This is a genomic window from Rahnella inusitata, assembly GCF_018288855.1.
Lineage (GTDB): Bacteria > Pseudomonadota > Gammaproteobacteria > Enterobacterales > Enterobacteriaceae > Rahnella > Rahnella inusitata.
This window is the reverse complement of sequence record NZ_CP065024.1, coordinates 804214-825518: the sequence shown is the minus strand read 5'-3', so window position 1 is coordinate 825518 and position 21305 is coordinate 804214. Positions and strand designations below refer to the sequence as shown.

The following is a 21305-nucleotide window of genomic DNA, read 5'->3' as shown; positions in this document are numbered from 1 at the left end:
TTATTCCTCCGTGGACTTGCTGAGTCCCTGGACAGCACTGTCATTTTGCTGATTGTTCTGACGCAGGCTGTTATCTACCTCACGCGCTTCCTGACGGGTGATCGCCACCAGAATGGAGTTGTTACTGATGGACTTGCGTATCTCCATCTCATTTTTCAGCGCCTGGATCTCCCGGTCTAAAAACTCCAGACGGCGGTCAGACTCCGCCACAATCAGCTCTTGAGCCGCCACGCTCGGCTCTGATTGCCCCACCATCAACATACGACGCATCGCCAATGCCGTCGTTATAGTGTCTGCCATCGCCAATTCACCGGCCAGACGCTGTACCAGAGCGCCATTGTCCGGGTCATCCTTCAGCGCCTGGATAACCCCACGCGTGACGGCCAGATCACCGGTTTTCAACGTAGCCAGATTGGTCGCGTTAGGCACCAGGTTACCGTTCACCAGTTTGACCAGGATCTCCTGATTCTCTTCGGTGGTCTTTTCCAACGTGGGAGAAAAACCTTCACCGGGTGTGGAGGTGCCTGGCTCATTTTCCAGCCCACCACTGCTGCACTCGCTGCCACTCACACAAGTTCGTAGCGCACGATCCCCCAAAACTTTAGAGACGGCCTCTGCTGCTTCAGCACTGGTGGTGTATTTTTGACACAACGAACCATTGCATGCTGAAGCACTCACCGCAGCATCACTGGTTGCCGACTGCTTATTCAGGATGTTGTAACCCGCTTTGGCAATATCATACGTGGGCTTGATCGCCTTCTGACCTGTCCCTCCTCGCTGTTGCCCCCCGACCCATTTCATCCCTTCTTTGCCTGTGGACTTCTTCAAACTGTCATCCGCACGGATAGCGTCTGATGTGCTGGCTATCACGTTCTGAAACTCTTCCCCGATAGCAGTTTGCGTCAACTTGCCTGACAAGGAGTAATCAGCCAGTTTCTTCGACATCGTCTGACAGTTAAGCTGAGCCTTATCGAACGCCACATTGGCCTGCAAGACGCCATTGGTCAGCAGTTCGTATAATCCCGGGTTCGCCCGCTGGATGATCATCGCCGGTAAACTGGCGACCGCGCCGGTGGCACCGTTAATCACATCCCCCATCATATTTTTAAAGCCGTCCGTCGCCCCGTTAAGCTGGTTCTTGACCGTGGTACTCAAATCGAAGTTGCCGCACATCAGGTCATTGTTCCAACTGATACCGAGCCCCATCTTCTCCATATTGTTGCTACTGGGGGGTTGAGATATCACTGTTCCCCCACCGATGGAATAAAACAGGTTGTCGTTTACCGCCCCTTTCATTCCCTTGCCATAACCGGCGTTAGCCTCTTCGCCCGTGATGTCGAATACCGCCAATGCCGGTTGATTCAGAGCCAACAGAGCAGCCCCCACCAGTGCACCAGCCTTTAAAAATGCGTTGAATGTCATTGTGTACACTCCCTTGAGTTAAAAATCAGTGCTGTAGAGGAACGTTTGTCCGCGCCGTTGGCAGCAGGAATAGGGTTGCCAGAGCGCCCAGGCATAAGCGCCATCTGCCGCGATGGGATTGCTGCTGTCCGGGAACACGGCACAGGAGGAGGAAACCGAGGGAACCAATTGCTGCCATTTGTGGTTTTTGGTGCCGGTATTCTCCGTCACCGGGTCGGGCGGCCAATATCCGTCACTGCGGCTGGCGGTCATCGGGTTATAGACGTGCACCTGACCGGTACGCGTGATGATGTCTGCCGTGCGTTGTGCGACAACGGCGGCCGCTTTGTAGTCATCCACCTGGGTAACAAACCCACCACGGGGATACACATTGCCCCACATATCCCCGGTTGAACCCACTTCACGCATCCCCGGCGTCAAGGCTTCGGGGTAGAGGGTTTCAGGGAGGCCGGTACGCCAGACCAGTGCATCCAGGGTACTGAGGAAGTACGGCACAAATGCCGTGGCCGAACCGGCGCAGGTGTAGCCCATCGACCCCATGAAATTGTTAAATAAAGGGGCGGCTAATGCAGGGTGACCAATCGCATCGGCGTTCTTGAAGCGCAGGTTGTCTTTGCGCAGCCCTCGCTTCTGCTCATTATTACCACCGCCTTCAGCCACACCCGGAATACCCGTCCCCAGCATCGCTACTTCCGACCAGGGGTTATCCCCGGTCTGGGCATAGCTGGACACCACCGCATTGGGGATGTAGTGCTTCACCTTGACAGACGTTCGTACCGTACATCCCCACGCAGTACAGAACAGCCAGTAACAGACACCGGCAATTCGGTACTCCAGGCACGTAGGAGAAATCGCACTGGCGACGATCGCTACCGAGTTGATTGCGCTAGCGGTAAACGGTTGTACCGCACTGCACAACAACAACGTTGTCGCCAGCTTATGACGGCGTAAGGGAATAAGGTTCATTGCCCCACCTTATGTTCAGCCAGTTTTGCTTCGGCCAGGGCAACGTCCGTCGTGCCGTACACCACATAGCGGTCGTCAAACACAACAGCAGGGTATTTCTTCAGCCCAATACCGTAAGCCTGGATAACCCCCTGGTAAGCCTGCGCTATCTGTTGCTCTTTCTGCCGCCAGCCTGGGGATTGCAGCACAGCCTTGGCCTGCTGCTCCGCCTGGCGAGGGTCAGCCGACAATGCACCAAATACCTCGCGCTGAACCGTCTCAGGTGCATCCAGGTAAACGACCCGATGCTCTGCATCTAATTGAGTAGGGGGATGCTGACTGTCGGTGTACACCACGGTTGCCGCCTGTGCCGACATAGTCGCGCACCCGATAGCCAGCAGGAACACAGCGTTACGTTTCTTCATCGCATTTTACTCCTGTGGGATAAAACCGCAGGGTGACGCGCATTGCTGACAAAAACAGCAAACAACTCTAAATACATTTGGGGAAATTATGTGAAAGTGACGATATAAGAGGACTAAATAGCCCATAGACCAAGCCTGATTGCGGTAAAACTCTATAATGACAAAAAGTTGTGATCCAAATCAGAGTTGCCGATGTTCATCCCTAACAATACGTTACGGAACAGTCGTAAACTGAGCTTGGTCAGGTAACCCTCAAAATAATAGCAATATTGTTCTTGGATAGATTTTAGGGGGCTCTTCGCATATCTAGTTTCTAGGAGTTGGATTATGGACGTTCAGAAAGAGATTCGAACATGGTTGCTGCAGCAACGAGAATGGTTTCAAGAAACAGCAGATAGACTTATTAATAATGGTCAGTTAACCGTGGAGGATCTATCAGATCTCGTTGCGTTGGTGAAAACCCCTGAAGGCCAAAAGGTAACCAAACACCGCACCTTTGCAAGTCTGATGCAACCCTCACTTGTAACCGAAGAGCTTCGTTTGACACGTATTGAAGGTGTTTGTGGTATTGAAAACTTAGGGCCACGGCAACCTTTGGACTTCGGAACGGGAAATCTAACCGTAATTTATGGCCATAACGGCTCAGGCAAATCCAGCTATACACGAGTATTGAAAAAAGTTTCAGGTAAGCCACGAGCCGTTGACTTGAAAGCGAATGTGTTTCTGCAACCACCGCAGGAACGCAAATGCCAAATCGCGTATCAGTTGAATGGTGTAACTAGCACGACCGAATGGCACGTAGGAAGCGCGCCAATCGAGGAGCTAAAAGCCATAGACATATTTGATAGCGACGAAGCAAACCATTACCTAAGCGCTGAAAGTGCAGCGACCTACATCCCCCCAATCGTGGGATTGTTCGAAAGACTTGCCGCAGAAATTGAGAAAATCAGAGCGCTACTGGATGCTGAACAAGCAAAGCTTATTAGCTCATTACCAACTCTTCCCCCCGTATACCAACAGTGTGAAATTGCCAGTACTTATAAAGTGCTAGGTAACGCGACCCAAGCTACGCTTGCTGCAATTACTAATTGGACTGCTGAACAAGAACAGCAACTCAAAGACCTAGATGAACGCCTCAAAGTTCAAGATCCTATAGCGCTGGCCAAGCAAAAGCGCGCGACCAACGCAGAAGTACAGCAACTTATTACCAAGCTCACACAAACCTCAAGGGAATATGGGATTGATAATTTGGAGGCAATTCGAGCCCTAAGAAAGTCGGCAATAGAAAAACGAAACATTGCTATTGAGGGTGGCAAAGTACAGGCCTCAGTACTTGATGGAATAGGTACGCCGACATGGCGTGCAATGTGGGAAGCAGCAAGAGAATTCTCTGCTATACCTTACCCAAATTCACAATTCCCAGTGACAGTCGATGCCCGTTGCATTCTTTGCCAACAAGAGCTCACAACAGAGGCACAACAACGGCTCACGGACTTCGAGAGTTTTGTTAACACAAAGCTCGAAGGGGATGCAAAAAATGCAGAAACTCTCTATCAATCAATATTGAAACAGCTTTCTCCTGCTATAACTGAACAGCAAGTTCATACTCTATGTACCGCAGCAGGTCTGTCAGATGAATGGAACAATTATCTCTGGAAAACTTGGCAGCATACCTCTCAATCTCTTCTTGCGTTACAAGCCCACGAACATACCCAACATGCTCAACCAGTTGAGGATCTGAGGGAAAACTTAGCCAATCTTGTAACATATCGTGACAGCTTAGAATCTCAGGCTATTCAGCATGAGTTAGATGCTCAGAAATTAGACAGGGTTAAAGCGAGTAATGAAAAGCTCGGATTAGAAGCGAAAAAATGGATAGCGGAGCAAAAAGGTGCTATTGAAGCTGAGGTTGAGCGGTTCAAAAAACATGCGGATTATGATACATGGAAAGGACTTACAGGTTCCCGGTCTGTATCACTAAAATCTGCTGAGATAACGCAAAAAGTAGTTACTGAAGCGTACGTTGCAAGATTTAATCGCGAACTACAATCCCTCGGCGCTCCCCGGATACAAGTCGAACTAGTAAAAACCCGAACACAAAATGCCCGCGTGCTTCACCAACTACGCCTGAAAGGTGTTCAAAACGACAAACCTCAGAATATACTCAGTGAAGGTGAAAGAAGAATTATTTCCCTTGCGGCTTTCCTAGCCGATGTTTCGGACAAACCAGGCGCTGCGCCATTTGTATTCGACGATCCAATTTCATCTCTCGATAATGATTTTGAGTGGCATGTGGCCTGCAGGCTAGTTGAACTCGCCAAAAATCGGCAGGTTCTCGTCCTCACTCACCGTCTATCGCTATATGGTACATTGGAAGATGTGGCAAAAAAAGCTGGAGAAGCGTGGAAGGATACTCATTATCTCCCTATGTGTATCGAGGCTTATGCAGGTATCGCAGGTCATCCAGCAGCACAAGACGTCTGGAATGCTAATACTAAGAAAGCCAACAATATTCTTCTCACGCGGCTAGATGCTGCAAGAAAAGCCGGTGAAGCTGGAGGTGGGGTAGCCTATCGGGCTTTGGCCCAAGGAGTTTGCAGCGATTTTCGTAAACTGGTAGAGCGCTCTGTAGAGGAAGACTTACTCAATAAAGTAGTTCTACGACATCGAAGAAGTGTGACAACTGATGGCCGTCTTGGCGGGGTTCGGCAAATATCTGTCGAGGACTGCAAGTTGATTGATGACCTCATGACCAAGTACAGTTGCTATGAGCATAGCCAGTCAACTGAAGTACCTGTAATAATTCCAGAAGAGCCGGAACTTCGCGCTGATATCGAGTCACTCAAGACGTGGCGAGATAATTTGAAGGATCGGCGAGATAAAAGTACAGTTTGAAAATACTGTTAATCGGCATTTACTGGTAATAGAGTGGCCCCGCTACAATCAATAACGGCAGGTTAATGAATACCCTAACCTGCCGTTATTTGTAGTGCTTCAGACTTGATCTGATAGTCCCTATATTAACCAGCCCCAGTCTTCTACCTAATCGACGGTAACGGACAACAACATATATGGAGAGCCACTCTCCTATGGATCGATATTTATATTACCTAACCTTCCGCTCAGGAATACCCAAACGCTCAACCAATTGTGTAACTAGGTACATCGCATCAACCGCATCCGGCAGATTGATATACCAGCGCGGAGCCTGGGCATAATCCTGTGCGGTCGGCCAGCGTAACGTGCCAGTGACCGTTAACAGCAGATTGACACTGCCATCGGCGCCAGCGAACTTCACCGCGACGCAACTGTAATGCCCCACCCGGTGCGGCGAACAGGTGATCGAGACCACAGACTGGGTACGCCCCCGGATCTGCTCACACAATTCTGCCAACTGCCCGGCATGGACCTCACTGATACGCGGGTTGCCCTGTGGTGGAGCCTCAAACAACACGCCACCTTCACCACCCTCACCGGCCACAATCTCCAACATGGCCTTCTTCAACTGCATCATGCCGCCGCCTTAGCGATACCGCGAGCCACATCCAGTTGGCGAGCAATCTCTTTCGCTGCCGCCAGTTCCGTCACGCCCTGCGCCTGCATTATCGCCCGCCGTGCTGCCTTCTCCTCCTTCTCGGTCATCCCCAGAGCCAGATACAGACTCGGTGGTACCGCCCGGAACAGCGCTTCGATGCGGCTCGCCAGTACCACCCCTTCGGTATAACAACGGGGGGTTTTGGTTGCCGACAGCAACATGGCTTTTTGCTCCGTCGTCAATTTCTTGAAGCGAGCGATCTCTTCCACCTCTTCCGGCGGCATCACCAGGCACAGCCACCATTCGATCATATTGAGCATCTTCTTCGACGTATTCGGAAAATCCTCCAGGTTCTGCGTTGCCAGCCACAACCAGGCTCCCAACTTACGCCACATCTTTACGATCTTGACCACAAACGGGGCCAGCAGCGGGTTGGTCGTTATCATGTGTGCCTCATCGGTCGCAAACACGATTTCCCTGTCCAGGAACTGGTCACGCTCGGCAATGTTATTGATGGTGTTCACCAGCGAAGTGTAAGCCACTGCCAACGCCGCCTCATACCCTTCCCGCGCCAACGTCCCCAGGTCAATCAGTGTCACATCCGCCTCAGGCCAGTTCTCTCCGGGGCGGTTAAACAGCTCGCCCAGGAACCCCTGCATAAATACGCCCAACGACTCCCCCATGTTCTGCGCACGATTACGGCGTACTTCAGGACGTGCTTCCTCAGCGGCAAACTGGTATAACGCCGCCTGCAGGTCGCCGGTGACCATCTGTCGCCCCGCGTTATAGGCTGCTCGCGCGGCCACCAGGATGGCCTCACGCATCATGCCCCGATCAGCCCGCTCCAGTTTGGCCTCTTCCTTGGCTTCCCCACCGGTGATCATCAGTCGTGCCACAATCTCCAGTTCACCCAGAATGTCACGCTCCTCATCGTCATCCTCCTCATCACTGTCTTCAGTCTCGATGCGTTCACTCAGTTCTTCCTCACTCACCATAACGGCAGGCATCTCGATCAAACGGTGCGCATCGGCAAACGGAGCCAGGGAAATGCCGCAACCGGGCTTGATGCTGACCTTGTTCACCGTCAGATCCTGCTCTTCACAATAATCCGCAAACAGACCAAAGGAGTTACCAGCTTCGGCAATAAACAACCGGGGACGGTGGATAGCCATCAATTGCGCAAACAGGCTGTTCAAAGTGGCCGATTTCCCCGAGCCAGTGGGACCAAACACCACCAGGTGGGCATTCTTGGAGCGATCCTGACTGTTGAGTGGATCAAAGGTCAGCGGTGCACCGCCTCGATTGAAGAAGGTAAAGCCCGGATGCCCGGTACCGGTATCCCGACCAAACACCGGCAACAGATTAGCCATATGCTGGACAAACGTGAGACGCGTGTACCAGTGTTTTTTATCGTGCATCGGGTTAAAACACATCGGCAAGGCCCGCAAATAGCCGTTGAGCGGGGCAACATCAAACTCCGGTTTCACCGGCTGCAACCCGGCGTTCAACAAGACCGCCGTCAGGTCACGCTGACGGGTATTCAGCACCTTGACGGTCGGGGCTTTCAGGTAGAAGGTCATACTGCCCCGGTACAACTTGTGTTTTTCCCCCAGATAACGCTTGGCCGTCTCCGAGTCTTCACGCACCCGCTCCGACTCGGTATTCTCGCCGATGGCATTCTTCGCCAGGTGATTAAAACGCTCTTCCAGCACGTCCTGGGGCTGTACCACTAGGGTCAGTGAGACCACCGTTCCCTCCGGCAGCAAATCCATCAACGCATTGATATTTTCCCCTTTGCGTGTTTCGCCCGTCAGGTGCCCCACGGTCGGGGCTCGACGCAGCCGGTCAACCGTGACCGCCTTATGCGCCTGGTCGTCAAACCACCAAATGCCGCGCTCAACGTCCGAACGCGGCGGCGAAAACAGCACTGTCTCACTGAAATCATTTTCCACCGGTAACACACCCGACTCATCATCCTGATGCGCTGCCGTACGATACAAGGTCTCTTTATCGACCCAATCAGGCTCGGGGTTGAACCAACGTAGCAACCAGGCGTGGATCTGCTCTCCGTTCTGGCGGGCAGCCACGACACCGGCACCGGCCAGCGCTGACGAGAGACGTTCACAGACCTGGTTCAACGCCTCTTCAGGCGCATGGGGCTCACGCAGTGCCGGATTGACATAGCGGTAGACCACCATCCGGGTCCGGCGTTGCTGGCCGCGCCAGGGTGCACCGGTGATCGCCTTGTCGATAAACAGCCCCTTGGGCACCGCAATGCCGCGCATATGCCGTTCCATCTCGGTGAGATAGGCCTCGGTAAACGCCGTTCCCTGCGCCCAGGGTTTAACGTAACCGCGCAGGTGATCCAGGTACTCGGTGACGTCGGTTTCATCCTGACAGAAGAACTGGATAACCCACGGGTGCGAATCCCGCTCCTCAAAACTGTCCTGCAGAGCGTCTTCCACCACATCGCGGATCTCCTCCAGCCGTTCCGGCGTCCGCCCTTCGGTCCCCACCGGCACAATCTCAAACACCGCCCCGACCGATACCCCGTCATCGAGCAACAGGCACTGGCTGCGCGGCAGGTACTCGGCCCACGGCAGGTAATCCACGAACGTCGGGTTGTTCGGGTAAAGTGCCTTTTCCTCAGCCACCGTCAGCTTGCCGGTTTTCACCTGCGGTTCACGTTCTAATAGGGCAGTGTCAGTACCTTCATGGTTATCGGGTAAGCCCGGCGCAGATTTGCTGATTTTTTTCTTGCTAAACAATGAGAACATCACAAAGCCTCCGTACGTTCGCCGGGCAGCGCATACTGCACCTGGCTAAAAAACGGGAATACAGAGCTGTAGCCCGGCACTGGCGCAGGGGCATTCCCAGCCATATGCGGGTAGATATAAATCACCATGTCAGGGTTCGGCAGGCGCGGGAACACCTGCTGGATCTCGTTTTCCGCCGTCCGGGTATAGCTCTCCTCGATGGCCTGACGTACAGCGCTGTCGTCATCGGTCAATCCCCGGCGTAATGTACTGCGAGCCTCGGTCGCTGTCCGTGCCGACGAACCTTTGTTTTGCCACAACTCCAGCATGGTCGAGTCCCCCGGTGGCAGCATTTCATCCTTTGACGTCGAGCAACCAGTCAACAGAACCGCCAGGCACAATAAAGGTAACACTCGCTGTTTCATCACAATCTCCTTAATCCAGCCCATGTTGCTGGCGGATATCAAAATCGTACCGAACCTTCCGGCCCTGTGTTTCAAAATCAATCGGGATTTGGCGGGTGATATGCACCGCCACCTGGGCACCCGGAGGCACATACACGGCGTCAAACATCTGGCCGTAACGCGCTTTCACCCAATCAGCCAGCTCGTTCGTTCCACCTGACAACGCCTTGCCCAGTGCCGCCTGTCCGGCACTGCCGGTCAACGTACTGGTCACCGTGGTGCCATCCACCGACGTGGTGGTCTGGCTGTTCGCCATCGCATCCGCCGCTGCACCGGCCCCGGAAAGAGCAAACAGGGTGGGCAGGTAGGTGGAGGCGTTGGACTTGCGCTCCCCGGACAGGCAGGGAATACCGTTCTCATCCGACAACCAGCCGATGCTGCCGACATTTGACTTGCCGTTGCTACCATCACTGGATTTTGCTGGCGACGGCACAGTACGCACGGTGCCATCGGTAAACACAAAAGTAATGGAATGCACTTCCCCACGGACACAGGACAACACCCAATCACCGGTGGCGGTGCCGGAGACAATAGCCCCTTCCACATCAGGCAGTTCGATACCGTTGGCGGTCAGGTTCTCCTTGCCGATAAGCACCTTGAACGGGTACGGATCAGTCACTTTGCCATCAATCGGCACCCGGCCCAGCAGCGCTGTCATGCCACGACTGCCAATCAGCGTCGAGTTCTCCGGCAACGTATACACCGGTGTCGCTTCCTCGATGCCCTGCTGATTTTTCGCAGCCCGGTCCAGTTCGGCTTTCTGGCGAGAAATTTCGTTATCATCCAAGCTGGCAAAGGAAGACGGGAATTGGAAACTGCCAGTACCCGCTGCCGTACCTACAGCAGCACCTATAACCGGCTTGCCATTACGGTCGAGTTGAACCGCATCCTGCGGTTCGATCCACATCACGCCACCGCTGACTGTCCCTGCACTCACTGCGCCCTCACTGCCTTCCAGACCCAGACCAATCGGCAAATCACCCGATTGCCCCTGCCCTGACGCGGATGAACCCGATGAACCGGCAGGCGGTGTCTGGCCTGACGTACCGCCCATCCCCTTCAGACTGTCAATCAGCGTCGCCAGCCGCTGCTGCTCCGCCTGAAGTTTCTGCCGGGCCTGTGACTCTTCCTGCTTCGCCACATTGACCGCATCACGAATGCGGCCATCAACATTCGCCCCGCCTTCTTTGAGGGTGGCATTCTCTTCCGACAGCGTGACATTCCGCTGTTCCAGACTGTTCTGCTTGTCTTGTATCACTTTCAGACGCGCCACCAGGGTACGTAAGGTGTCTTCCGGCGTATCCCCCTCGATGCCCAGTATCTGTAACTCCTCGTCGGTCAGATCAGCCACCGTATTCGGCTTGGCGCTCGATGAGGCCGGTGTGGTGCCTGAGCCACAGGATTTGACACCGATGGCAATCGCAATAAACAACACCACCGGCACCAGAACTTTCAGCAGGGTATTGGATTTAATTTGCATGGGGTTGTCCTCCTGATGAGGGGCGTGTCTTGCCCTTCACTGCCGGAACCACGGGCTCCGGCAAAAACGCCGCGTCCGGGCGTCCCTGCATCACCAGATACAACAACGTGGTATCTTCCGGTGTCCCGGCAGCCCCCAGCCAGCGATGCTGGAAGGTGGCCGAATGGAAGGTGCCTTGCAAACGACGCGGATCAAGAACCACTTTCCCCGACCGCTGATTAGTCAGCTTCAGGGCGACCACGTTGTACCCCTGAACACCCCAGGCCGCCAGTGGGCGAACCGTGACAGGTTCGGAGGGCAACAGTGACGTAATGGTCGATGCCAGACCGTGCGAAATGGCGTGTACCCCCGGCAACGCTTCAATCGTACGCAGCGGTGCATAGAGGCTTTGCGCCGCATAACGCGTCAGGGCAATCGGCAGCGGTGTGGTGATACGTGGGGCAGTGTCTTTGGCGGAGGTCTGGCCCTTGCCTTTGATGGTCGTCGTCTCCTCTGCGCTGACCGAGGTGTTATCGCTGCCGGTCGCACTGGAGACGTCGCCCTGATAGACCAAACTCACCGGTTCACGTACCTGCTTACCCTCTAGGGCAGTGATATCCAGCAGGATAAGTTCGCCATTCTCCACGTCCTGCAGTTGCAGCCGCGTCGTGGCAAAGGCGCTGCTCGCTTGAAGATAAACGGCTCCGCCGGTGCTCTGCACCCGCAGTTTGCCGTTCAACTCGGGAGGGAAACCCACCCGGACGTTCTTGTTTACAAACACAATACGTTCTTGCCCCACGGTCAGCGGCACCTGCAGCGGGATACGCTCCCACTTCATCAGCTCTACCGCCTCGACCGGCAGAGGAACACTCAACGTGCCTGCCACACCTAGCAACGCCAGGTACAGCGGCAGATAATGACGATGTTTTATACGCATCAAAACAGTCCTTTCTTCTCAACCGGCGCGACCGGAGCCGCTTCCAGGCGTTGGGGAATATCGGCGTAGCAATCGAGTGCCAGACCGAAGGGATTGGCTTCCGGGTTCTGATCCCAGCGCACAATCTTCAGCGGGTAACGCACCAGGGCGCGTTTCACTGGTTCGGTGTGGTAATACTCATCGGCCACCAGATCCAGACGTACAATCCAGCTATCGCGGCTCACCACCGTGACACTGTCGTCCTTGTAACCTCGCCCAGGGACTTCAGAGATCCCCCTGACGCGTTCACGCAACTCCCCGGCAGATTTGCGCTGTTTCGCATCCTTGTTCAACCACTCTTCACAGGTCGGCGTCAGGTAGGCGGACAAAGTGCTGATACGGTACGGATAGTCGGTATTGCCGTCTTTGGGCCAACTGTTCAACTGTTGGAAGATGTAAAACGCAAAACTGTAGACCGTGGACGGGTGAACCTCCCACCAGGCACGGGTCGAACCGGAACGCAAATCGGGGGGATTATGGACGGTCAAATTACGCGGTGACAGCATCCAGCCGGTGAGCGCAACCATCAGCAGGACCAGCAGAACACCGCAAGAGCCCCGCAGGGTTGAAATATGGCGATCACGCGCATTGACCGCACTTCTGTACTTACTCATCAAATTCCTCCTGAAGCTGACGGACAACCGGTGTTGAACGGCGCAATGCCCATGTCTGGCTACGGTGTATCAAGTGAGGGTTGCCCAGGCGTTGACGGCTGAGCCACAGCTCAACGCGCCGGTAAAGGTAGTTCTCGGGTTTACCTCGTTTGAAGCGGGCCATCAGCTTGCCGCCGAAGAACACCGTAAACAGCGGCATCAGTAAACTGACTGTAGGGAGAGCCAGCCAACCAAGAAACGGGATAAAGGGTATGGCGACCACCAGGCCGCCCAGTACGCTTAACCCCGCTGTCATAAACAGCTCTGGCGTGGTAAAGCCTTTGAACACGATAGGCTCGGCATTGAGCCTGTCGGGCAGAAACGTGATAGTCGCCATACCGTATCTGCCTTATCCCACGATAACCGTAGCAGCCTTGGTTGCCAGCCAGATGACCGCAACGACAAGCACAATACCGACCACAACCAGTATCCCAAATTTGGCCCAGGTGGCCTTCCCCTGCTGCACTTCAGAGAACGTGGCAATAATGGCGTTGGCTACAACCAGTAATGCGACGGCGGCCATAATCAATCCACCTAACACAATGCCATCATTCAGATAGCCAGAAATCTGGCCGTAGAACGTACTGTCGGTGCTGGATTTAGGGCCCTCCACGGTCGGCAGCGCGGCCTGGCCTGAGGTGACCGACGTTAACGCCAGCAGCAGGGCAGACCGACGGACACGCTGTGCGACACGGCGGGAGGAAGAGAAAAGAGACTGCAAATTCATGGTAGTTTCCTTACAAGTGAATAATGGATGACGTTAATGGATGACGTGATTAACTGGCGAACAAATACAGACTGACCAACACAAGGATGACGACACGTACCACAAAGCGTTGAACCGCAGCCCCCTTGATGTTGCCTGCGGCATACCCCCGGTAGACGTGAACGAATCCCCACCCCGCCCACAGCATCAATACCGCTATCAGTGAGCCGATAAACAGCAGGTTCAGGACAGCAGGCTCGACGTTGCCCGCAGCGGCTTTAAACGCGGCGGTCTGTGCTTCATTCATTACCGACGCTCCTGGCGGTATTGCCCAGAGACTGACGATATGGTGGGTTGAGCGCGGGACGGTTCGAGGTAAAACTCAATCCCCCAGCGCATGGTGTTGACGTCCTGAGTTGCCCGCAGGTAGTCAAAATGGAAACGCCCGGACTGACCGTCCTGAACCGCCACAACACGGGCGCGCTCCAGGCTGGCCTGCACCTGATCCAACTGCTTCATGACCAGAGCCAGTTCGTCTTTCTCACTGGCCTGGACGGACAGCGCGGTGAGCAGACTGCCTGCGAGACACAACGCCCGCAGCGGTGTTGTGTACATATGAACCTCCTTTTATCAGTAATAGATTGCAGGAGAGAGCTTGGCGAAAAGGGGGGAGAGGGTCAGCAAACAACTAGAATGGGATTTTGAAAATTTATCAGGGGTTCAACGCGTGGCGCGAACCGCGCCATCGGGGGCTTTACCTAAAACCTACAAAATAGGCATCAAAGTAGAAAAGGAACTACTGTGTTGTTCTTCATGCCGTTTTGTACTGGTAATATGGTCGTACAGTTACCTACGAGGATCACTTAGTGCCACCGAACAATTACGGCATAGTTGGTTACCCTAACGAGGAGATAGCTCACCCTGGTGGTCTTGTGTGTTATGGAAGGGTTCCAGAGATGAATTCAAAAAGCGACAGTATTCCTGCCGGAGACATTTTCCTACGTGCCGGTAAGCATAGTGGCCCAAACAGAGGTTTTGGTGTTCGCCATATCTGGGCCGAGCACGAAAGTGAGCTAGGGAAGGTGCGAACAAGTCCCTGATATGAGATCATGTTTGTCATCTGGAGCCATGGAACAGGGTTCATCATGAGTCATCAACTCACCTTCGCCGACAGTGAATTCAGCAGTAAGCGCCGTCAGACCAGAAAAGAGATTTTCTTGTCCCGCATGGAGCAGATTCTGCCATGGCAAAACATGGTGGAAGTCATCGAGCCGTTTTACCCCAAGGCTGGTAATGGCCGGCGACCTTATCCGCTGGAAACCATGCTACGCATTCACTGCATGCAGCATTGGTACAACCTGAGCGATGGCGCGATGGAAGATGCTCTGTACGAAATCGCCTCCATGCGTCTGTTTGCCCGGTTATCCCTGGATAGCGCCTTGCCGGACCGCACCACCATCATGAATTTCCGCCACCTGCTGGAGCAGCATCAACTGGCCCGCCAATTGTTCAAGACCATCAATCGCTGGCTGGCCGAAGCAGGCGTCATGATGACTCAAGGCACCTTGGTCGATGCCACCATCATTGAGGCACCCAGCTCGACCAAGAACAAAGAGCAGCAACGCGATCCGGAGATGCATCAGACCAAGAAAGGCAATCAGTGGCACTTTGGCATGAAGGCCCACATTGGTGTCGATGCCAAGAGTGGCCTGACCCACAGCCTAGTCACCACCGCGGCCAACGAGCATGACCTCAATCAGCTGGGTAATCTGCTGCATGGAGAGGAGCAATTTGTCTCAGCCGATGCCGGCTACCAAGGGGCGCCACAGCGCGAGGAGCTGGCCGAGGTGGATGTGGACTGGCTGATCGCCGAGCGCCCCGGCAAGGTAAGAACCTTGAAACAGCATCCACGCAAGAACAAAACGGCCATCAACATCGAATACATGAAAGCCAGCATCCGGGCCAAGGTGGAGCACCCATTTCGCATCATCAAGCGACAGTTCGGCTTCGTGAAAGCCAGATACAAGGGGTTGCTGAAAAACGATAACCAACTGGCGATGTTATTCACGCTGGCCAACCTGTTTCGGGCGGACCAAATGATACGTCAGTGGGAGAGATCTCACTAAAAACTGGGGATAACGCCTTAAATGGCGAAGAAACGGTCTAAATAGGCTGATTCAAGGCATTTACGGGAGAAAAAATCGGCTCAAACATGAAGAAATGAAATGACTGAGTCAGCCGAGAAGAATTTCCCCACTTATTCGCACCTTCCCTAAAAGGTATTCGCCGGGTGCGATATAATTAGCGGTCTGGAAACGTGAGAGATCGACATTATTGCGAACGGCAGAATCAATAAAGTTTACGTTGAACTCGACAGCGAAGCTTTCGACGGAAATAAAGCATCCTGAAAAGAAGAAAATACACCACGTGGTAATTTTCTTTACTGCTGACGTTCCGCCAAAGACAAACAACATAATTACGCCACTTTTTTATTTTTATAGATCCAGCACGGAACCCCGATGCACCCGAAAAATAAAGGGGAGAGAACTCCCCTTAATAAAAAAGCCGATTACTTATAGTTCAGCGCGTAAGTAGCCTGAGAAACAATAGTACCGGTTGAGACTGGCTGGGTATTGGATTCAACACGCGCCGCAAACACCAGCTCGTTGTTACCGGTGACCAGGTTGATGTCTTTAGAGGTATCGCCCACTTTCAGCAAGTCGCCGTTGGCATCGATCAAGCGAATGCCTGCACCTTTCGCGCTGCCGGTGTTAGCCAGCAATTCTGTTGCACTGCTGTCAGGCGTACCAGCAAATGAAACCGCTACTTTAGACATCGCCGGATATTCAACGGTGCCCGCAGTTTGCGCGGTCAGGTTACAATCTTGCAGATGAATGGTGTAGTTAACATTCTGAGAATACTTATTGCCGGTTTCCAGTACTTTATTCGCGACCTGACCCATATCGACGTTAATGTCTTCATCGCCTGCAGCAATGGAACAAGGTGCGTTAATAACGGTACCGGTGAAGTGAATACGGCCAGAACCCTGGTCGGTACCTGTAGGAGGAGTCCCGGTTGCTTCTTCGGCAAAGGCGGAAGCAGAAAGAATGGCAGATAAAGCAATAATCAGTGTCTTGTTCTTAGCGTTAAACATAATTTGTCCTTGAGATTTTAACGGTATTTATTAAGCCATGGGCTATTAAGCGATATTTTTCGCTGTACCGAAGAGAGCACCCCTCTCTTGCCAGATCAATATACTGATATTTACGTTTTGACGTTATAATAATTTGCAAAATGCAAATATTAAGAACTTTACCCCACCATTAATATTTAAATCTCATCTTTATGAAGGAAAATTAACTTATAGGTAAAAATTATTAACATTAAATGTTCCACCCTGAATGAAAATCACTCCTATTTATGCACGGAATTAAGCTTTATTTAACCAAATAGTTACGTTTGCATTAAACTATTTTTACTTTTAAGCGTTTGATGACACATTTCCACTGCCAGAGATCAGAAAAATCCTTCCACAGCTCAAAAACATGTTGCCGCCGAAACATTGGATATTCGGTCCAGGATCATTTTCGTAATAAAACTTATTTCATTACCTGTTCAGTAAATTGAGAGAAAACATGTTTATTATTTTGGTGCGTTAATTCGCACGAAATTATCCGTCCCTTTCCCGAACTTATGTGGCACGCCCCGCAGCGATGTTGTAGATATCCTGCTGCTTTATCCCTGCTTGCGTGATCTGACACCCAAAAAGCAAACAAAGCCCTGATGCAAACTACACTTAACCTTTGATTGACATATGATTAACAAATCAAAGGAGAAAAATCATGAGCCATGTTTATAAGCATCCTATTCCTGCCTCTGTGGCAGAACGTACCCTGATCACACCTGAGAAATATCAACAGTACTATCAACAGTCTGTAGAGGACCCGGATACATTTTGGGGGGAGCAGGCGAAAGTTCTCGACTGGATCAAACCTTTCACAAAAGTGAAGAACACCTCTTTTGCTCCCGGTAATATCGATATTCGCTGGTTTGAGGACGGCACGCTTAATCTCGCAGCCAACTGCCTGGATCGTCATCTGGCAGAAAAAGGCGACCAGACGGCATTAATATGGGAAGGCGATGACCCGAACGCTGAAAATCAGCATGTCACCTATAAACAACTTCACCATGACGTGTGTCAGTTCGCCAATGTGCTGAAAGGTCTGGGGGTGAAGAAAGGCGATGTGGTGGCCATTTATATGCCGATGGTGCCGGAAGCAGCCGTGGCGATGCTGGCGTGTGCCCGAATCGGCGCAGTGCATTCGGTAATTTTTGCCGGGTTCTCTCCGGAAGCTGTCGCTGGACGTATTGTCGATTCCAGCGCAAAAGTTGTGATCACGGCGGATGAAGGCTTGCGCGCAGGCAGAACTATTCCGTTGAAACAAAACGTCGATGACGCTCTGAAAAATCCCTCAGTGACCAGCGTCACTCACTCCATCATTTTCAAACGCACCGGCAAACAGGGCGAATGGAAAGAAGGGCGAGATATCTGGTGGCATGATGCTATTGAAGGCGTATCAGCGGATTGCCCTGCAGAAGAAATGAATGCTGAAGACCCGCTGTTCATCCTCTATACCTCAGGCTCAACCGGAAAACCGAAAGGTGTATTGCACACCACTGGCGGTTATCTGGTGTATGCCGCCCTGACCTTCAAATATACCTTTGACTATCACGATGGTGACATCTACTGGTGTACCGCTGACGTCGGCTGGGTTACCGGCCATAGCTATTTGCTCTATGGCCCGCTGGCTTGTGGTGCCATTAGCCTGATGTTCGAAGGCGTACCGAATTATCCGACGCCGGCACGCATGGCTCAGGTTATTGATAAACACAAAGTGAATATCCTCTACACCGCGCCAACCGCGATTCGTGCGCTGATGGCCGAAGGAGATAAAGCCGTGGAGGGCACCAGCCGGGAATCACTAAGGATTATGGGGTCCGTGGGCGAGCCGATTAACCCGGAAGCCTGGGAGTGGTACTACAAAACCATCGGTAACAGTAAATGCCCGATCGTTGATACGTGGTGGCAAACCGAAACTGGCGGTTTCATGATTACGCCGCTGCCAGGCGCGACAGAACTGAAAGCGGGATCAGCTACGCGTCCTTTCTTCGGCGTACAACCTGCGCTGGTGGATAACGAAGGTGTCCCTCAGGAAGGTGCCTGCGAAGGTAATCTGGTCATCACGGATTCATGGCCAGGTCAGGCGCGCACCCTGTTTGGCGATCATGACCGTTTCGAGCAGACCTACTTCTCTACGTTTAAAAACATGTACTTCAGTGGTGATGGTGCTCGTCGTGATGAAGACGGTTACTACTGGATAACCGGTCGCGTAGATGATGTGCTCAATATTTCCGGCCACCGTTTGGGTACCGCAGAAATTGAATCTGCACTGGTCTCACATCCTAAAATTGCAGAGGCCGCCGTCGTCGGCATCCCGCACAGTATCAAAGGTCAGGCGATTTACGCCTACATCACACTCAATCACGGCGAAGAACCGTCCCCGGAACTCTATACCGAAGTCAGAAACTGGGTACGCAAAGAGATAGGTTCCATTGCGACGCCTGACATTCTTCACTGGACCGATTCACTACCTAAAACCCGTTCCGGCAAAATTATGCGGCGCATTCTGCGCAAAATTGCCGCCGGAGACACAAGCAATCTGGGGGATACCTCTACGCTGGCGGATCCCGGTGTAGTCGAAAAATTGTTGGAAGAAAAACAATCAATGAAAGTGCCATCGTAATTTTCACCGCCCTGGCGAGGTGAACTCTATCAATGCCTCAAAGGAGTCACTGAGATGAATGATCTCATTTATCAGAGAGTTGTAAATAATCCGCGCTTCAGGGAATTGGTGCAAAAACGTAGCCGCTTTGCCTGGTTGCTTTCAGGTATCACACTGGCAATGTATGTCGCCTTCATCTTGCTGATTGCGTTTGATCCACAATGGCTGGGTACCCCACTTTATGAAGGTGCTACGATCACACGCGGGATCCCGGTGGGTGTCGGGTTGATTGTAATTTCCTTCGTTCTCACCGGTATTTATGTCATCCGCGCCAATGGTGAGTTTGACCGACTCACCGCCGACATCATCCGTGAGGTACAGCCATGAATGCGCGCCGCAGTTCGCTGCTTCTGATGCTTTCAACGGCCCTCCCTTTCAGCGCCTTCGCGGCAGAAGGCATTGCCGGTGAAGTAAAACGTCAGCCGCTGAATATCGAAGCTATCGTGATGTTCGTGCTGTTCGTTGGCGCAACACTTTACATTACTTACTGGGCGTCGAAACGAACCCGCTCCCGTCAGGACTATTACACGGCGGGTGGAAAAATTACCGGACTGCAAAACGGTATGGCGATCGCGGGGGATTTCATGTCTGCCGCATCTTTCCTTGGGATCTCCGCACTGGTTTATACATCAGGTTATGACGGCCTGATTTACTCCATTGGTTTCCTGATAGGCTGGCCAATCATTTTATTCCTGATCGCCGAGCGTCTTCGTAATCTTGGCAAGTACACCTTTGCTGATGTGGCATCTTACCGGCTTAAGCAGAAACCTATTCGCGTGCTCTCCGCCTGCGGATCGCTGGTTGTCGTCGCACTGTATTTGATCGCCCAGATGGTCGGTGCGGGTAAGCTGATTCAGCTGCTGTTCGGCCTGAATTATCATGTTGCCGTCGTGCTGGTAGGTATCCTGATGGTGATGTACGTGTTGTTCGGCGGCATGCTGGCCACGACCTGGGTACAAATCATCAAAGCTATTCTGCTTTTAGCTGGCGCAACATTTATGGCCGTGATGGTCATGAAATCCGTCAATTTTAACTTCAACACGCTCTTCATTCAGGCAGTGGCATCTCATCCCAAAGGTATCGCGATAATGAGCCCAGGAGGGTTAGTATCCGACCCTATATCGGCACTGTCTTTGGGCATGGCATTAATGTTCGGTACTGCCGGGCTGCCACATATCCTGATGCGGTTTTTCACCGTCAATGATGCTAAAGAAGCCCGTAAAAGCGTATTCTATGCCACTGGATTCATTGGTTATTTCTATATTCTGACTTTCATTATTGGCTTTGGCGCCATAGTGCTTGTGGGCTCTAATCCGGCCTTCAAAGATGCAAGCGGTATCCTGCTGGGCGGGAACAATATGGCAGCAGTACATCTGGCCGATGCTGTCGGTGGCAGCTTCTTCCTCGGCTTCATCTCTGCCGTCGCGTTCGCGACTATCTTAGCCGTCGTTGCTGGATTAACACTTGCGGGTGCGTCAGCTGTTTCACATGATCTTTATGCCAGCGTAATAAAAGACGGAAAAGCTACAGAACGCGATGAGCTACGTGTATCGAAGATCACGGTCATCATTCTCGGAATTGTGGCTATCGGGTTGGGCATTTTGTTTGAAAAACAAAATATTGCGTTCATGGTCGGTTTGGCATTCTCCATTGCAGCGAGCTGTAACTTCCCGATTATCATTCTGTCGATGTATTGGGCAAAGCTGACGACGCGTGGTGCGATGATTGGCGGCTGGCTCGGGTTGCTTACGGCTGTGATCCTGATGATCCTGGGACCAACCATTTGGGTGCAGATTTTGGGGCATGCAAAACCAATCTATCCATACGAATATCCGGCACTGTTCTCAATGATTGTTGCTTTTGTTGGCACATGGTTCTTCTCGATTACCGATCACTCGCTTGAAGGACAGAAGGAGAGAGAACGCTTTTATCCACAGTTCGTACGTTCGCAGACTGGCATCGGGATTTCGCAAAGCTCTAATCACTGATTTATTAAACTCTAAGATTGCTGAAATGCAAAAGGCCATCCTAATGGATGGCCTTTTTGTTGGTAGATATTTACTTATATCCCGCATAGCAAAAGCCCTGTACGCCAGTACGGGGCTTTCTACTTATTTGATG

The 21305-nt window shown here is 52.5% G+C and carries 19 protein-coding genes; 5 read left to right on the top strand and 14 right to left on the bottom strand.

Annotation, left to right across the window (positions count from 1 at the left end; genetic code table 11):
- From I2123_RS03835 to I2123_RS03825, 3 genes are read right to left on the bottom strand one after another with little or no spacing between them, the layout of a single operon-like run.
- The gene (locus tag I2123_RS03835; RefSeq protein ID WP_053011964.1) at positions 1–1422 is read right to left on the bottom strand and encodes an integrating conjugative element protein; all 1422 of its coding nucleotides are present in this window, start codon (positions 1420–1422) and stop codon (positions 1–3) included.
- 18 nt (positions 1423–1440) lie between these two features.
- Positions 1441–2388, bottom strand: coding sequence for a TIGR03756 family integrating conjugative element protein (locus tag I2123_RS03830; protein ID WP_053011968.1), 948 nt, complete (start codon positions 2386–2388; stop codon positions 1441–1443).
- On the bottom strand, positions 2385–2792 hold the full coding sequence (locus tag I2123_RS03825; protein WP_053011969.1) for a TIGR03757 family integrating conjugative element protein: 408 nt from the start codon (positions 2790–2792) through the stop codon (positions 2385–2387). The genes I2123_RS03830 and I2123_RS03825 overlap by 4 nt, the downstream gene beginning before the upstream one ends.
- A 327-nt stretch (positions 2793–3119) precedes the next feature.
- Here I2123_RS03825 and I2123_RS03820 point away from each other — a divergent pair, with 327 nt between their 5' ends.
- Positions 3120–5687, top strand: a complete 2568-nt coding sequence (locus tag I2123_RS03820) for an AAA family ATPase (protein WP_053011970.1) — start codon at positions 3120–3122, stop codon at positions 5685–5687.
- A gap of 211 nt (positions 5688–5898) precedes the next feature.
- Here I2123_RS03820 and I2123_RS03815 read toward each other — a convergent pair whose 3' ends face one another.
- From I2123_RS03815 to I2123_RS03770, 10 genes are read right to left on the bottom strand one after another with little or no spacing between them, the layout of a single operon-like run.
- Complete coding sequence (locus I2123_RS03815; RefSeq protein ID WP_053011971.1) at positions 5899–6306, bottom strand: hypothetical protein; 408 nt, start codon at positions 6304–6306, stop codon at positions 5899–5901.
- Positions 6303–9104 carry a conjugative transfer ATPase gene (locus I2123_RS03810; protein ID WP_053011972.1) on the bottom strand — a complete coding sequence of 934 codons (2802 nt, stop codon included), beginning with the start codon at positions 9102–9104 and terminating at the stop codon, positions 6303–6305. Before I2123_RS03810 ends, I2123_RS03815 begins: the two co-directional genes overlap by 4 nt.
- Complete coding sequence (locus tag I2123_RS03805; protein ID WP_053011974.1) at positions 9104–9508, bottom strand: TIGR03751 family conjugal transfer lipoprotein; 405 nt, start codon at positions 9506–9508, stop codon at positions 9104–9106. The genes I2123_RS03810 and I2123_RS03805 overlap by 1 nt, the downstream gene beginning before the upstream one ends.
- Before the next feature lie 10 nt (positions 9509–9518).
- Entirely contained in the window at positions 9519–11027 is a 1509-nt protein-coding gene (locus I2123_RS03800; protein WP_213051836.1) for a TIGR03752 family integrating conjugative element protein, read from the bottom strand.
- Positions 11017–11943, bottom strand: coding sequence for a TIGR03749 family integrating conjugative element protein (locus tag I2123_RS03795; protein ID WP_080995075.1), 927 nt, complete (start codon positions 11941–11943; stop codon positions 11017–11019). The genes I2123_RS03800 and I2123_RS03795 overlap by 11 nt, the downstream gene beginning before the upstream one ends.
- The gene (locus tag I2123_RS03790; protein WP_053011976.1) at positions 11943–12596 is read right to left on the bottom strand and encodes a PFL_4703 family integrating conjugative element protein; all 654 of its coding nucleotides are present in this window, start codon (positions 12594–12596) and stop codon (positions 11943–11945) included. Before I2123_RS03790 ends, I2123_RS03795 begins: the two co-directional genes overlap by 1 nt.
- Positions 12589–12972 carry a TIGR03750 family conjugal transfer protein gene (locus I2123_RS03785; RefSeq protein WP_053011977.1) on the bottom strand — a complete coding sequence of 128 codons (384 nt, stop codon included), beginning with the start codon at positions 12970–12972 and terminating at the stop codon, positions 12589–12591. The genes I2123_RS03790 and I2123_RS03785 overlap by 8 nt, the downstream gene beginning before the upstream one ends.
- A 12-nt stretch (positions 12973–12984) precedes the next feature.
- The gene (locus tag I2123_RS03780) at positions 12985–13356 is read right to left on the bottom strand and encodes a TIGR03745 family integrating conjugative element membrane protein (protein WP_053012009.1); all 372 of its coding nucleotides are present in this window, start codon (positions 13354–13356) and stop codon (positions 12985–12987) included.
- A 55-nt stretch (positions 13357–13411) separates the two neighbouring features.
- Positions 13412–13648, bottom strand: a complete 237-nt coding sequence (locus I2123_RS03775) for a TIGR03758 family integrating conjugative element protein (protein ID WP_053011979.1) — start codon at positions 13646–13648, stop codon at positions 13412–13414.
- Entirely contained in the window at positions 13648–13956 is a 309-nt protein-coding gene (locus I2123_RS03770) for an integrative conjugative element protein, RAQPRD family (RefSeq protein WP_053011982.1), read from the bottom strand. Before I2123_RS03770 ends, I2123_RS03775 begins: the two co-directional genes overlap by 1 nt.
- A gap of 530 nt (positions 13957–14486) precedes the next feature.
- On the opposite strand from I2123_RS03770, the gene I2123_RS03765 reads away from it, so the two are divergent.
- Positions 14487–15467: an IS5-like element IS5 family transposase gene (locus tag I2123_RS03765; protein WP_000019402.1), complete on the top strand. Its 981-nt coding sequence runs from the start codon at positions 14487–14489 to the stop codon at positions 15465–15467.
- A gap of 443 nt (positions 15468–15910) precedes the next feature.
- Here I2123_RS03765 and I2123_RS03755 read toward each other — a convergent pair whose 3' ends face one another.
- Positions 15911–16495: a fimbrial protein gene (locus tag I2123_RS03755; RefSeq protein ID WP_112167949.1), complete on the bottom strand. Its 585-nt coding sequence runs from the start codon at positions 16493–16495 to the stop codon at positions 15911–15913.
- Positions 16496–17183: 688 nt separating this feature from the next.
- Between I2123_RS03755 and acs the strand changes: the two genes are divergently transcribed.
- Genes acs through actP form a run of 3 tightly spaced genes read left to right on the top strand, consistent with a single transcriptional unit; the run spans position 17184 to position 21172 of the window.
- The gene (gene acs / locus I2123_RS03750) at positions 17184–19145 is read left to right on the top strand and encodes an acetate--CoA ligase (protein ID WP_213051835.1); all 1962 of its coding nucleotides are present in this window, start codon (positions 17184–17186) and stop codon (positions 19143–19145) included.
- A 54-nt stretch (positions 19146–19199) separates the two neighbouring features.
- A complete protein-coding gene (locus tag I2123_RS03745) occupies positions 19200–19511 on the top strand; it encodes a DUF485 domain-containing protein (RefSeq protein ID WP_112167947.1) in 312 nt (103 codons plus the stop codon).
- 26 nt (positions 19512–19537) lie between these two features.
- Positions 19538–21172 carry a cation/acetate symporter ActP gene (gene actP / locus I2123_RS03740; protein WP_420834349.1) on the top strand — a complete coding sequence of 545 codons (1635 nt, stop codon included), beginning with the start codon at positions 19538–19540 and terminating at the stop codon, positions 21170–21172.
- Positions 21173–21305 lie beyond the last annotated feature (133 nt).